Annotated in this window: 9 protein-coding genes; 6 read left to right on the top strand and 3 right to left on the bottom strand. The window is 53.7% G+C overall.

What is annotated here, in order from left to right; genetic code table 11:
- The 4 genes from ABYK60_RS16985 to ABYK60_RS16970 form a co-directional block, all read left to right on the top strand.
- The coding region (locus ABYK60_RS16985; RefSeq protein ID WP_372873192.1) for a YhdP family protein at positions 1–3,812 on the top strand (3,812 nt) is incomplete at its 5' end.
- Positions 3,736–4,578, top strand: coding sequence for a carbon-nitrogen hydrolase family protein (locus tag ABYK60_RS16980; RefSeq protein ID WP_372873191.1), 843 nt, complete (start codon positions 3,736–3,738; stop codon positions 4,576–4,578). The genes ABYK60_RS16985 and ABYK60_RS16980, both read left to right, overlap by 77 nt.
- 22 nt (positions 4,579–4,600) lie before the next feature.
- A complete protein-coding gene (gene tldD / locus ABYK60_RS16975; RefSeq protein WP_372873190.1) occupies positions 4,601–6,049 on the top strand; it encodes a metalloprotease TldD in 1,449 nt (482 codons plus the stop codon).
- A 201-nt stretch (positions 6,050–6,250) separates the two neighbouring features.
- Positions 6,251–6,439: a hypothetical protein gene (locus ABYK60_RS16970; RefSeq protein WP_372873189.1), complete on the top strand. Its 189-nt coding sequence runs from the start codon at positions 6,251–6,253 to the stop codon at positions 6,437–6,439.
- 248 nt (positions 6,440–6,687) lie between these two features.
- Here ABYK60_RS16970 and ABYK60_RS16965 read toward each other — a convergent pair whose 3' ends face one another.
- Positions 6,688–8,574 (bottom strand): HD domain-containing phosphohydrolase, encoded by a 1,887-nt coding sequence (locus ABYK60_RS16965; RefSeq protein ID WP_372873188.1) that lies wholly within the window; start codon positions 8,572–8,574, stop codon positions 6,688–6,690.
- A gap of 583 nt (positions 8,575–9,157) precedes the next feature.
- Here ABYK60_RS16965 and brnQ point away from each other — a divergent pair.
- Positions 9,158–10,444, top strand: coding sequence for a branched-chain amino acid transport system II carrier protein (gene brnQ / locus ABYK60_RS16960; RefSeq protein ID WP_372873187.1), 1,287 nt, complete (start codon positions 9,158–9,160; stop codon positions 10,442–10,444).
- A 23-nt stretch (positions 10,445–10,467) separates the two neighbouring features.
- Here the strand turns inward: brnQ and ABYK60_RS16955 are convergent, their stop codons facing one another.
- Complete coding sequence (locus ABYK60_RS16955; protein WP_372873186.1) at positions 10,468–11,052, bottom strand: response regulator transcription factor; 585 nt, start codon at positions 11,050–11,052, stop codon at positions 10,468–10,470.
- Positions 11,053–11,273: 221 nt separating this feature from the next.
- Here ABYK60_RS16955 and ABYK60_RS16950 point away from each other — a divergent pair, with 221 nt between their 5' ends.
- Positions 11,274–13,079, top strand: coding sequence for a PhnD/SsuA/transferrin family substrate-binding protein (locus ABYK60_RS16950; protein ID WP_372873193.1), 1,806 nt, complete (start codon positions 11,274–11,276; stop codon positions 13,077–13,079).
- A gap of 85 nt (positions 13,080–13,164) precedes the next feature.
- Here the strand turns inward: ABYK60_RS16950 and ABYK60_RS16945 are convergent, their stop codons facing one another.
- Positions 13,165–14,277, bottom strand: a complete 1,113-nt coding sequence (locus ABYK60_RS16945) for a putative sulfate/molybdate transporter (protein ID WP_372873185.1) — start codon at positions 14,275–14,277, stop codon at positions 13,165–13,167.
- Positions 14,278–14,623: the final 346 nt, after the last annotated feature.

Below are 14,623 nucleotides of genomic sequence, written 5' to 3'. Positions count from 1 at the left end.
TCGACTGGTTGTATCGATTGTTGCTCGAGCAATTGCAAAACTTCGCCATGCGTGAAGTGATGGTGCAATTGAAAAGCCAGCATCATGAGTTCCGCCCAATCTATCTTGGCGATTTGAGATGGCAAAACACGCCGGGTAGCCACCGTGCTGAAGCTTATGTCTATCTCGATGCGACGGCCAATCAGGCTGAACGTCTTTCATTGCAGATTAACCTCAAAGGTGACGGCAATGACCCCGCTAGCGTACAAGGTCAGTTGTATCTCGCGGCGCGGGAGCTGGATTTGGGGGAGTGGGCAGCAAGGCAGCCAATTTCCTTTGAAGAGCCGGATTCCCTGCCCCTTAAAGGGGTGTTGAATATGCAGGCGTGGGGAGAGATAGCCAATCGAAGCCTGGTGTCTGCGGTCGTCGAGTTCAGCCCCAGTTATTTAGCCTGGCCAGCTGAGTATGGCGGCCAGCATCTGGCTGTGGATGGTGGGCGGATCCTCTGGCAGCAACACGGGCGGGGATGGATTTTGGGCAGCGACGCTTTGGCGCTTGTCAGCAACGACACACCCTGGTCAACCGGCGATTTTAAACTTCTTTATGATGGCGAGCGCTTGCAGGGAGGCCTTGATCAGATAGCGCTGGAATCCCTCGCTCCTGTGATGCCACTTATTCCCGGCCTGGACAAACAAGGGCGCAAAACCTTATTGGAAATGGCTCCCGCAGGACAGCTCCGGGACTTACGCCTGAGATGGCAGGAGGGGCAGCTGGCCGCCAGTGTTTCATTGCACAGGCTTCAATGGCAGGCGGTGTCTGCCATCCCCGGGCTGAGTCCGTTGGACGCCAATCTCTTTTTCGATGGTCATCTGCTTCGGGCATCATTGCCTGCTCAAATACTGGGTGCTGACTTTGGTGAGGGCTTTAAGGCGCCATTGGAGTTTGATACACCCGGAATTGAGTTGGGATACGATCTGGATAGTCAAACATTGTTGTTGCCATCCGTTCGGCTCCATAACCCGGATGTCGCTCTGGACGCAGCAATGGCGCTAACCTTTGGCGAGGCTGCACACCTGTCGCTGGCGGCGGGTGTGGAAGTGAAAAATGGTGCCAGAGCCGGTTATTACTTCCCACGCTCAGCTATGGGCACTGAACTAGCTGATTATCTTGAAAGTGCCATCATCGCGGGGCATACCCAAGAGGCTGCCGTTATTTGGCGTGGCGAGTTGAAGGGCTTTCCGTATGAGGATAGTTCGGGCATCTTTCAGGCTGGTTTTATTTTTGACGAAGCGACCTATAAGTTCCAGCCAGATTGGCCAGCGGTCAAAGACATTCGTCTGCGTGCCCTGTTTGAAAACCAACGTATGGATCTCTGGGTGGATGAAGGCATGCTCAAAGGCGTTAATGCCGCCGGAGCTCATGTCTATATCCCTGAACTGAATGAACAGAGTCTGCTTAAAATAGAGGCCGCTCTGGCGACAACCGGACCAGCTGCAACCGCAGTGTTGCAACAGTCGCCGCTGAAAAAATCGGTGGGAGCTGCGCTGGATATAGTGCAGGTACAGGGAAATGTGCGAGGTGACCTTGAGCTCAGTATTCCGTTATACCGGGGTGGTAAGCCTGATATAAAGGGTTTGGTACTGTTTGAAGACAGTCCTGTGTATTTACGCACTCCGGGATTACAACTGACCCGACTTAACGGTGAACTGACCTTTGCCAACGATACCATTCGTGCAGCAGGGCTTAACACCCGACTGTTTGGCCAACCGTTGGAACTGGATATTACCGGCGCGGATGTTAAGGCAGGCTACAGGGTTAATGCCCAGTTGAAAGGCGGCTGGAATTTAGATTCTTTACCGGAGTCACTCGCCAACCCGCTGTCACCGTATTACGGGGGGGTAGTGGCATGGCAGGGAGACCTGGCTCTTACTCTGCCATCACAGGGTGATTGGCTAATCAGTGCTGCAGCACAGAGTAGCCTCAGAAATGCCGAGCTTAACTTGCCAGCTCCCTTTGCCAAAGGCGCGGGCACACCCATGCCTTTCACCCTTGCTCTTAACGGTTCGGCCGACAGATTGAAACTCGATTTAACTCTGGACGATAAAGGGCGCTTCGAAAGTGAAATCCTGCCAGCAACGGGTAACATGAGCAGCTTTTTGCTCACCTTAACAGACAGCCTGGCAGCCTTGGATGCAAAAAGAGCGGCATCGGAAGGGCTGGAAAACAGTGACCCTGAGCCCCTATCCGATGTAGCGGACAGTTCACAAGAAGCCCCCGCTCCGCCTGAATATAGTGCAACGCCCCGGGCTGGCCAGCTGGAAGTCAGCCTGCAGCAGGCGACGTTCGAGCTGTGGTTACCCATTATTATGGGGTTTGTTAATCAGGGTGGCGAAGTGGTCGGCGAATCATTTTTTCCGCCTTTGACCGCCATCAATACAGAATTAGGTTCTTTGAGTATTTTTGGTCAGGAATTGTCACAGACCAGGATCCAGGCCCGTCCTGAGCATGGCTTATGGCGTATTGGCACCGAGTCTGCTGAGTTCGAGGGTGATATAGACTTTTTCCCTGATTGGCATACAGGTGGCTTAAAACTGCGGGCCAAGCGGCTTTATCTGGCTCCGGCATTTAACGACCAAGAGTCAGCATTTACAGCAACTGACATTGCCGTAAACCTGCCTCCATTGGCCGTTGATGTGGATGATTTCAGACTGTTCTCAATGCCACTTGGCCATCTTGTAATGCAAGCTTCGCCGGAGGCGGATGGCTATCGGTTTCAGACGGTTTCACTTGAATCTGAGGCGGCGACACTCAGTGGTCAGGGGCTGTGGCAAACATCGTCCCAAGTCAATGAAACCAGGATGAACTTTACCGTTAACGCCGAGAAATTTGATGCCCTCAGTGATCAGCTCGGTATTAATCCTGGCATTAAGGATTCTCCGCTGGATATCAGCGCCGAACTCTTTTGGCGTGGCGCCCCCCATGAATTTGAGTTGGGTAACCTGAGTGGCGGCATCAGGTTTAACCTTGGCAAGGGTAGCCTTTCTGAAATCAGTGATAAGGGGGCGCGGATTTTTTCCCTGTTCAGCCTCGACTCGCTGCTGCGAAAGTTGTCGCTGGATTTTACTGATGTTTTTGGAAAGGGGCTGTTTTACAACAGCTTTGGCGGCAATTTGGAGTTGGATAACGGCGTCGTAAAAACCCGGGACACTGAGATTGATGCCATTGCCGGTAATATGAAGGTGCGCGGCTATACCGATTTGGCCACCCAGAGCCTGAATTACGATATTCGTTTTGTGCCGCAGTTGGCGTCCAGTGTCCCGACTGTAGTGCTTTTGAGTACCAGCGCATGGACCATGGGGCTGGGGGCTTTTGCGCTTACCAAGGTGCTTGAGCCTGTGATTGAGGTAATCTCTGAAATCCGTTTTCGTCTGACCGGCACCATGAAAGACCCTGTACTGGAAGAGCTTGAGCGTAAGAGTAAGGAAATTGAGATTCCGGAATCTGTGCTACCACGAAAGCCTGACGAAGCCTCACCGGATGCAGATAAGCCAAGGGAAGAGAAGCCAGGGGAACAGATACCACCTGAACCGGTTTCTAAGCCTGAGCAAGCAGCGGAGCCTGAAAAAGCACAGCCGCAGCAGCAAGCCGGGCAGGAAGAGAAAACACCACCTCTGACCAACTTGCTCCCTGTGACCATACCGTTACAATGGAGCCCATCGAAGCAATTCAGCCAAGTCTCACGCACCGGAGAGTCCCATGCAGATAAGCCTGCTGCAATGTCAGAGCAGCCGCGATGTGGCGGCCAATCTGGCCTTTGTCGAATCGCAGCTTGAGGCCTTGCCAAGGCAAGCGGATGAGCCACAATTGGTGGTGCTGCCCGAGTGCTGCTTATTGTTTGGTGGCCATGAGAGTGAGCAGTTGGCCTGGTCCGGAGCAGATGAACCGTTAAAGGGTGCTCTGGCTGAACTGGCAGCCCGGTTTGGGGTGTATATGGTGGCGGGAACCATTCCGGCACGCAGTGATGATGGTCGGGTGTATAGTCGCAGTTATGTATTTGATGATAAAGGCGATGTACTGGGCCATTATGAAAAAATTCACCTGTTTGATGTGGATGTGGCCGATGGCACCAGGCGCTACCGCGAAAGTGACACCTTTTGTCCCGGTGAACATCTGGTAGTGGTGGATACCCCCTTTGGCAAGCTGGGGCTTGCCATCTGCTACGATGTACGTTTTCCTGACTTATTCAGGGCATTAAGGCTTGCCGGTGCTGAGATCATCATTCTGCCTGCGGCCTTTACCAAGGTGACCGGTGAGGCACATTGGGAAATTTTGCTTAAAGCACGTGCCATTGAGAGCCAGTGCTTTGTACTCGGCGCGGCCCAATGGGGCAGCCACAATACCGGCAGCCGCGAGACCTGGGGCCAGAGTATGGTAATAGATCCCTGGGGGAGAACACTGGCCGAACTGCCATCGGGTACGGGCTGGGTTCAGTCCCGTCTCGATATGAGCGAACTTGCCAGAGTGCGGGCCGCCATGCCGGTGGCAAGCCATAACAGATTTGCAAATCCGGTGCTGCTTGGCGCCGGTACATCAGAATAATCACAGTTTATTGAGAGACCAGATGCCGTTTTTAACCCAAGTGGAACATAGCCTGCTCGGCGATCAACTGAGCCTTGATAGCCTCGCGCAATACCTGAAGCTCATCCACGCCCACAAGGTGGATTTTTCCGATCTGTATTTTCAGGGTAGCCGTCATGAAACCTGGGTACTTGAGGATGGCATTATCAAAGAAGGTTCGTTTCATATTGAGCGTGGCGTGGGCGTGCGCGCCATCAGCGGTGAAAAAACCGGTTTTGCCTATGCCGATGAAATCACCCCGGCTGCACTGGAGTCCGCATCCCTTGCGGCTCGTGGCATAGCTCAGGCTGGCAGCGACTATAAGGTGCGCGCCTGGCGGCGTCAGGGTGAGAAAATGCTTTACGATAGCGCTGATCCCATTGCAGCGATGGAAGAAGCGACCAAAATCGCCATGTTGCGCCAGGCCGATGCTTATATACGCAGTCTGGATAGTCGCATCATTCAGGTGGTGGTGAGCCTCTCCGCCGTGCACGAAGAAATTCTGGTGGCCGCCAGCGATGGCACCCTGGCCGCCGACATTCGTCCGCTGGTGCGTTTCAACTGCTCGGTGATCATGGAAGAAAACGGCAAGCGTGAGCGCGGCGGTGCAGGTGGCGGTGGCCGCCATGATTTCGCGTCGCTGTTTGCCGACGACGACAGTGGCTTGCCAACGTGTTTTGGCTTTGCCCGTGAGGCCGTGCGTCAGGCGCAGGTTAACCTTACGGCTGTGGATGCCCCTGCCGGTGAAATGCCTGTGGTGCTTGGTCCCGGCTGGCCGGGCGTGCTGCTGCACGAGGCCGTGGGTCATGGCCTGGAGGGTGACTTTAACCGCAAGGGTTCCAGCGCCTTCAGTGGCAAGGTGGGTCAGCAGGTGGCCTCAAGTTCGGTTACTGTGGTGGACGATGGGACATTGCCCGGCCGCCGCGGCTCCCTCACCATAGATGATGAGGGCGTGCCAGCCCACAGAACCGTACTGATTGAAAATGGTATTTTGAAAGGTTACATGCAGGACAAGCTTAATGCGCGCCTAATGGGTGTTGCCCCAACCGGCAACGGTCGCCGCGAGTCCTACGCCCACCTGCCGATGCCGCGGATGACCAACACCTATATGACTGCAGGTAACGACAACCCAGCCGATATTATCAAATCGGTGGACAAGGGCATCTATGCCCCGAACTTCGGTGGTGGTCAGGTGGATATCACTTCCGGTAAGTTTGTGTTCTCTGCCTCGGAAGCTTATCTAATCGAGAAAGGTGAAATTACCCGTGCCATCAAGGGAGCTACCCTGATTGGCAATGGGCCGGAGGCCATGAGTCAGATTTCCATGGTCGGTAACGATCTTGAGCTCGACAAGGGTGTGGGCGTTTGCGGTAAAGATGGCCAGAGCGTGCCGGTTGGTGTGGGGCAACCTACTCTAAGGCTTGATCGCCTTACTGTGGGTGGCACCGCTTAGCATTTATAAGTGAATATGTTGAAGGCGACCTTTGGGTCGCCTTTTTGTTTAGTTGCGGAACAGGTGTTGCAGCCTTGGCTGATGCGATGCCTTATTTCCCAGCGAGACTGCCACTCAGTTGCAGATGTAACTGACTTAGGTCAATTACCGCCAGAGCAAACTGCTTTATGGTTATGCCACATCCAAAAAGAGGAAGCCAAGATGAGTTGTTGTGGTGCATGTGGTGGCCAGGCCGAGCCATCCAAATCGGTAAATAAGCGGGAAAGTGTGCTGGAAAATCGTCCTGGTCAATCGTCGGTTCAGCAAACTCAGGCGAGTGAAAACATGGCCTCTGTACAAACCGTTAAAGAAATCCCGGCAGGGGATGGGGTGCAATCTTATCGGCCATGATTAAAGGCCCCTGACAAAGCCCCCGATAAAAGCCCGTTTTTGAAGCGGGCTTTTATCCAACTAGCCTGACAGTCAGGCTAAATTTGCTGGGAAATGTTCGAGAAGTGAAGCCCTCGGGGTGCCCTCCGGCAGCTCAGGCTTGTGTGACCACGTAAACTGCAGTGCAGTGAGTTCTCGGCCTTGTGCGTCTTGCGGCAGGGATGCGCTTTGGACATATTGCACCAAGCGAATTTTTGAAGCTGTTGTTTTTAGTGGTTTTTGTTTAATTCTTCAATGGTTTTTGCCAATACCTTCCAGGTGAGCAGGCCCATTGGCAGTCCCTCTTCTGACTCGACAATGAGAAAGTTTTCATGGTTTTCAATGAGTCGCTGTTTGGCATCATCCAGGGTGTTGTTCTTCTTGATACTGGGTACTTTGTGCTCCATGACCTGATGGGCGCGCTTATTCAGCAGACTCCGGTCGGCGCTGCGTTCTGCTGCAGTATCTAAAAATGGGCTGGTCCAGTACATCAAAATCTCTTTGGTGATGATGCCCATGATCTTGGTTTTTGAGTCATTCAGTACCACAGCCACTTTTTCTTTGGTGAGTTCGAGTATTTTTGCCAACTCACCGAGGCTGATGTCCGCATCAATGTATTCCAATGGCTCCAGCGGCATGTTGCCGACATAGTGCACATTATCCAGCTCCTGAGAGTCCAGAATTTCCAGACAGGCATCCACAACGTCGGTGGCGTATTGCTTGCCTTTACCTCTGTTCAGTTCAGCAGCCAGGGCTTGCATTCCCCTGGATGCCCGATAAGGGCGATGTGACAGCATGGAGTCGGCCACATCGGCTACTGCAATGATTTTGGCTTCATCACAAATCTGGTTCGACGTTAAACCATATGGGTAGCCACTGCCGTCCAATCTTTCGTGATGTTGTAACACCATGTCTTTAATTGGCCATGGAAACTCCACATCCGAAATAATTTGCGCACCTTGAATAGGATGCATTTTAACCAGTGCATATTCCTCCGGAGACAGTCTGGAGGGCTTGTTTAAAATATCTGACGGAATGGCCAACTTACCCAAATCATGGATGAGCGCACCTAACTTGAGCCCTTCGAGACGCTCAGATGGCAGTCCCAATTTTTCACCAATCAGGCAACTGAGCTGTGCAACAGACTTCTGATGCCCACCGGTATAGGCATCTTTTAGCTCAAGCGCATCGGCAACGGACGACACCAATTGGATCAGGGAATGGGTGATTTTTTCTTTTTGTTGTTTAATCAATTTTGATTGTCTGAAAATCAGTGACATGGTTTTGGGAAGCTCAAAGCTGTGCCACATGATGGTTGCGAAAATCAAAAGAAGATGGGCATCAGCTTCGGTATAGTCTTCATGTCTGTTGGCAATACCAATGATACCTACCAGGTGGTTTCGGTAAGTAATCGGGATGCACATATGGTTTTTGACTACAAAATTATCAACGCTGAAAGTCTTGTTGACGATTTGAGGCGTTTTGCTTTTAGCCAAATCCCCCCAGAACGCGTCCGATTTGCAGCACAGAGGAATGGTTTCACCTTTGAACCCGTCGGACCATTCAGAATGCATGATTTTGCCTGTTTTTTCATCGCAAATGTGGATGCAGGCAATTTCACTTTGGGTTAACTCTCTAAGCTCCTCTACTGCAGTGTTTAATATGCTATCAGGCTCTGCAAATAATACTTTCTCTACTTTCTCCAGCCAGGCTTCGCTGTCCAGGAGGTCTGATTTGAATGCATGGTTGCTTATTGACTTTAAAATGCCATTGGTAACCGGGTGCACCACTAAGGTCCAGCCTTCCTTCCCATTGGCATTTTTTACCGCTTTTAACAGGTAGTGGATGTCATTGGGACCTGCAACTGCGAAGGTGGATTCGGCATTTTCGCGCTCGGGGAGAAGATGCCGGTTGGTGTCAAAATCAGGAAACACCTTCGAAACAGGCTGATTGAGCAATACCGAAATGGCGCGGCCGGAAAGACGATAAAAAGGTTCGCTGACTGCCATGATTTTCAGTGAGTCACTGATAACAAACCATGGAAACTGGGCGATGTTCGGAAGTTCAGAGGCCCTGAGGAAACTTGTATATCTGTCGCGGCTCATCATGTTCATCATCGACCCTCCCTGGCGCATTCAAAGTAAATTTTAGTGGATGTTTTTAGTGTTCTCCATTTTCACGGAGATATATTTGGATGTGTTCTGGATGTGCAGCGTTTATGACTGCCATGCAAGGCTGCGCAAAACGCCGAGTCGTTTAGAGGTGATGGCAAAGCGGCTTTAAGCTCTGAAGTTGTTACACGTTCGCTAAATATGGCTGGCGCCTTAACTGATCAAAAAACACTCGCGCACAGGTGGAATACTTTGTGGTAACAATCATTTAACATGTTGAATATATTGCACAAATTGTGCGATGAATCCTTGTTTTCGTCACTGGAAACTGCTGTAATTTGCAGCGCCCAACCGGGCATAGCGTAAAACCACACAGGTGTATCATGCAAAAGCATACCCAGCAAAAAGCCAGTCAACATTCTGCCAAACCAGCTCCTGGCGCTGCCAAAGTTACAGGCCTATTGCTCCTGCTCTCCCTGTTTTCGACTCAGGGCTGACGGGAAACTTCTGCCAGCCTTCAGTGAGGCTGGCAGTGAGTGCTTTCTTCTCTTTCCAGCCTCATCCGCTTTCCTGAGATGAGGTAATCACATTGAAATTCCGCGATATCGCCGCCCTTGGCTTTTTAACCTTCGCCATGTATCTGGGCGCAGGCAATTTGATTTTCCCGCCCTTTTTGGGATATCAGGCCGGTGAGGCCTTCTGGCCAGCTATGGCCGGATTTCTGCTGACCGGTGTTGGTCTGCCTGCCTTTGCATTGGTAATGGTGGCTCTGTGCCGTGGCTCAGATAATCTCACCGCGCATCTGCCCAATTGGTTCGCCAAAAGCTTTTGGGTGCTGTTGTTTGTGGTGATAGGCCCGGCCTTTGTTATCCCGCGTGCCATTACTGTGGCCTACGAATTTACGCTGGCACCGGCAGGGAATGATTTGCTGTTGCCATTCACTGTTGGCTTTTGTCTGCTATCGGCCTGGTTTTGTTTTCATCCCGGACGTCTGATAGACAGGGTCGGCAAGCTTCTTACCCCCATGTTGTTGATTCTTTTGAGTGTGCTGGCGGTTCTGGCGCTGGGACAAACGCCTGACATTGGCGCTGCGACCGGTGCTTATGCTCATCGTCCTTTTGCTGAAGGGCTGACTCAGGGTTATATGACCATGGATGCGCTGGGCTCCATTGGCTTTGGCTGGGTGATTTTTGCTGCTATTCGCGGCTTCGGGGTGACCTGTCCAAAACTCACCAGCCGATACACCCTGTTGGCGGCGCTGATGTACGCTTCGGCCATGGCGCTGGTGTATCTGGCGCTGGCCTGGCTTGGCCGCGGCGCTGTGGGCGAGTTTGCCAATGGCGGCGCTATTCTTACCCGTTTTACATTGGCACATCTTGGCACTGTGGGTAGCTTGCTGCTGGCGTTGGTCATGCTGCTTGCCTGCCTGACCACTGTCATTGGTGTAACCAGTGCCGGCAGTGAGTTTTATGCGAAGAGTTTCACCAAGGTGCGCTATCGTCAGGCAGTTGTTGTGAGCCTGCTGGTGTCGGCGCTGGTGGCCAATCTGGGGCTGGATACCCTGCTCGCAATTACCCTGCCGGTGGTGGTGGCGCTGCACCCGCTGGCCATTGCCTTGCTGCTGATTGCGCCGCTGCGTCGCCGTTTAAGCCGTCTGGCTCAAGGCATGGTGCTGGCTACGGCAACGGGTTTTGGTGTGATTGATGCGGGCCATATTCTGGGGCTGTTTGGTGACAAGGCGCTTAAGCTGCTGGGCCATTTACCGCTGTTTGACAGCTTTGCCAGCTGGCTATTGCCGACGTTGGTAGTGCTCGGTGCGTCAGTCCTGGTTGCTCAGTTGCTGTCGCACAGACAAAAGGCCGTTGTTGCTGTCTGATGCGGCCACCGATAACGACAGTATTATCCCGGCAGGCTGCAGGCAAAACGGCCCAGTTCGGCCAGGGTGTGTACGCCGAGCTTTTTCATGCAGCTGGCGCGGTGCACTTCAATGGTGCGCTCAGCCAAAAACAGCGCCTCGGAGATCTGCTTATTGGTCAGGCCGTCGGTGAGCAGTTTCAGTACCTGAGCTTCACGTTGGCTCAGGGCTGCCAGCTTTTGCTTCAGTGCCAACGTGTCGAACCTGTGCTGGCTTTGCAGCGTAGCCTTGTCGATGGCATCGCACAGGGGCGCTGCCAGAACGGGCTTTTGGAAAAAGTCACAGGCCCCTTCGCGAAAGGCACACAGCGCCATGGGCAGATCGCCATGGCCGGTCAAAAAAATAATTCCCAGCGGACTTTGCTGGCGGTTCAGTTCCCGCTGCAGCGCTTCACCGCACAGTCCGGGCATGCGACTGTCCAAAATCAGGCAACCCGGCTGGCTCACATCCACTTCCGCCAGGAAGTTTTCAGCACTGGCAAAGCTTTGCACCGCGCGGCCGAACTGCCCCAACATAAAACTCAGTGAATCGCGGATTGCCTCGTCATCGTCTACCAGATAGAGCGCCATGGTCACACCCTCCTATTTTTATTCCAGCCTAAAAAAGCCGGCGTCGTCCGGCAAGTCAGATGCGCCGGAGTTGGCGTTGGATCACTGCCGGACTGATGATTTTGCGCCCGGCTTCACGTTGGTATTGGTACTGCCACGGCACAATAGCCAAATAAAGGCTGGCATAAGGTGAATGGGGTGGGTACTTGGTGAGTGTGCTAAGACGTGCAAGGGCGGCGGCAATGTATCTGCCGCTGACACTGCTGCTTGGGATTGCACTGTGGTCGCAAAAGCTTGGCGCCACCGATGCCGAAATGGGTGATGAGCCCATTGAGGCCGTATTCAGAGTCGGGGTGCTGGCCAACCATGGGGTGGCAGAGGCTAAGGAGCGCTGGCAGGGGATGATGCAGTATTTGTCTGCCAGGGTACCCGGCAATCGCTTCGAAGTGGTGCCGGTGGATTTTGATGATATGCGTGAGCAGCTATTGGACTTACGGATCCAGTTTATTGTCACCAATCCCGGCCAGTATCTGAGCCTGTCGAACGAGATGCCGCTGTCCTGGCTTGCCACCATGCGCAGCCGCAAACATAACGGTGCCACCTATGCCATTGGCTCCACTATCATAGTGCGCAGTGACAGCCGGGTGCAGAACATTGAGCAGCTTAAAGGTGCGCGCATTGTCGCCTCCGACCCACAGGCGCTGGGGGGATATCAGGCAACCATAGGGCTGTTAAACCGCCGGGGACTGGATGCGGCCAACTTCTTTGCCGATGTGCGCTTTTTGGGGTTTCCGCTGGAGCCGCTGGTGTATCAGGTACGTGATGGCATGGTCGATGCCGCCATCACGCCATTTTGCACCCTCGAGGAAATGGTTGGCTCGGGCCTTGTCCGGCGTGAGGACTTCCGGATTATCAACGCGGTAAAACCTGAGGGCTACGACTGTGAAATCAGCACCAGCTTGTATCCGAACTGGTCTTTTGCCGCCTCGGACAAGGTACCGGCACGTATTACTCAGGCGGTAACCAAGGCACTGTTTGAACTGCAGCCTGACTCGGAAGCGGCGATTTCGGCCCGCACTCTTGGCTGGACCGCGCCCATCAGCCAACTCACTGTGATTAAACTTTATGAAGAATTGCAGCTGCATGGCAGAGGTGCTGAGCCGCTGAAGTTGGCGCTGGGCTGGCTCAAGGCCAACCGTGAGTATGCCATCGGCGTCATTTTGTTGCTGCTTGCCGGCATGCTGTATCACCTCTGGCTTGAGTATCGTTTCAGGCAAAAGAGTGACAGCCTGCTGGCCGCCGAGCGTTCGCTGCGGGACAAAGAGCTGATGCTGGAGCGGATGCAAAGTGCCGCCGTGCTTGGGGAAATTGGCGCCGGCCTGGCCCATGAACTGAATCAGCCCATTGCAGCCATCACCCAATACTGTGAAGGTGGCTTGCAGGGGCTTAAGTTTCGGGCGCTGGAGTCGAGCCAGGACTATGAACTGCTACGGAAAATTCATACCCAGTCTTTGAGGGCGGGCGCCGTGGTGCATCGCATTCGCAGCCTGCTTAAGCGTCAGCGGGGTGAAAGTGAGCTGCTGGAGCTGCCGCTGCTGATTGGCGATACCCTGAGCTTACTTGAGCGGGAGCTTGGAGGCCTTAATGTGGTGTTGCATCGGGAGCAGACAGGCAGCCCAAGGCCGGTACTTGGTGACTCAGTGGCCCTGAGTCAGCTGCTGGTGAATCTGCTGAAAAATGCCCTCGATGCGTTGGCAGAGGTGTCGCGGCCAAGGCACATATTGCTCAGGCTCAGCTTTGAGCCAAGGGGAGCATGTCTGATTGTTGCAGACAATGGAACCGGGCTGTTACTCGAAGAAAATGAAGTGCTGACCAGCTTTACCAGCACCAAGCGCGATGGTTTGGGGCTGGGACTGGCAATTTGCCGCGATGTGGTGGGGCGCCACGGCGGTAAACTCAGTATCCGCAACATTACTCCAGAGGACGCCCTTCCCTGGCAGCAGGGCTGTTTGGTGAAGGTGTGCCTGCCACACAGCCGTGAAAGCTAAGGAAGGGGGCGAACAGTGCCTTGCATCTATTTGTTGTAAACGCACGCAGAGCAAGCACGGGGCTTATTCACCCCTTTCTTAAGCCTTAAAGCGATTCAGGTCGGGTGATTGCCCGTTTGCGGCCCCACTCCAAAATCAGCCCCAGGGCGAGGCCTGCCGCCATATTGACCATAAGCGCGGTGATAGCGGTGGCACCTATCACCACAAGACAGAAAGGTCGACCATCGAGGAAGCGCTTCGACCAGGCCAGTTGGCCGCCAGCCAGGGTCAGCAGCGCCCCCAGTATTGGCAGTGGCAACAGCAGCAACAGATCTCCGAGGCCATATTGCCAACCCGTCGCAAAAATCAGGCAACTGACCCCAAATATCGCCGGGGCCAGGGCAGTTCTGGCGCCGAAGCTGTACTGGGCGGCCAGTCCGCCGGCGCCATGGCACATGGCGATACCGCCAAAAGGCGCGCTGAGCAGGTTGGCAAGCCCCGAGCTGAGCCCTAAGTGTTTTGGGGTCAGCCTGGCTTTATCTTCAGGAAACTTATCACTGGCCATGGCCGAAGTGGCGATAACGGCGTTGGTAAGTGTCAATGCCAACTGCGGCAGTACCAGCGAAAACGCTGCGAACTGCCACTCAGAAAGGCTGGGCAGGGTCATCTGCCAGCTTTGTCTTGGCAGCTGACCAGTGTTGGTGCCAAGGCTCTGCCACAGGATGCCGCCGGCAATAATCAACAGCATCACAATACTTGCCTTATTGCCTCGGAACATCAGCAGTAACCCCAGTGCTCCAAGGCCTGCGACCCAATTGAGGCTGATTTGCTCAAGGCCCATCTTCATTAATTGCAAGCCAATGGCGAGTTGCAATCCCACACTCACCGCCTGCGACAGTTGCCGGGCGAGCGCTGTGATGGCGCCGCTCAGGGCGAGGAGAATTAAAATCAACCCAATCATCAGGGTACTGGCTTCCATCACAGCAGGTGAGAGGCCAAGGCCGATGGTCATGGCGGCAATCACCTTCATCGGCTGCACCGGAATGGGGCGACGGTAATAGCAGGCAATGGCGATGGCAAACAGGCCGAATCCCAGGAAGATCCGTTCGGCTGAAAAACCATTCAGGGCAATCAGCCCCAGAACCAGTGGCAGAAAGGTGCCGAGATCGGCAAAGGCGCCGGAGAATTCGTTGAGCCTGTTTGGTGCAGGCGTTGGCATTATGGTTGCCTGGCTGATAAATCGTCACATATCTCAGCAAGTTAGGTGCCAGCTTTATGGTCAGCGATTGTCCGTAAAAGTCGCGGATTTAGCCGGTTTGGCAAAGTCGGAAGGGACAAAATTTCCACCTGTGCCTTTAGATATAGGCATTTTGCCCTAATGGGCACAGGTTCGGTTTTCCGGAGTTGACGCTGTGATGCTCCGATATTCGATTAATGATGAATCCCCTGAAAACCGACAAGGTGGTTATCGACAATTTCCTTTGCCAAGGAATCCGAACTGAAGATGATTGCCGAAGGGGTTGAGAATGGCGTGCAGCTTGAGTATCTGCGCTCGCAGGGCGTGA

It is taken from the genome of Shewanella sp. (assembly GCF_041630135.1).
Taxonomy (GTDB): Bacteria; Pseudomonadota; Gammaproteobacteria; order Enterobacterales; family Shewanellaceae; genus Shewanella.
The sequence above is the reverse complement of the archived record's forward strand: the minus strand, read 5'-3'. Positions and strand labels throughout refer to the sequence as shown.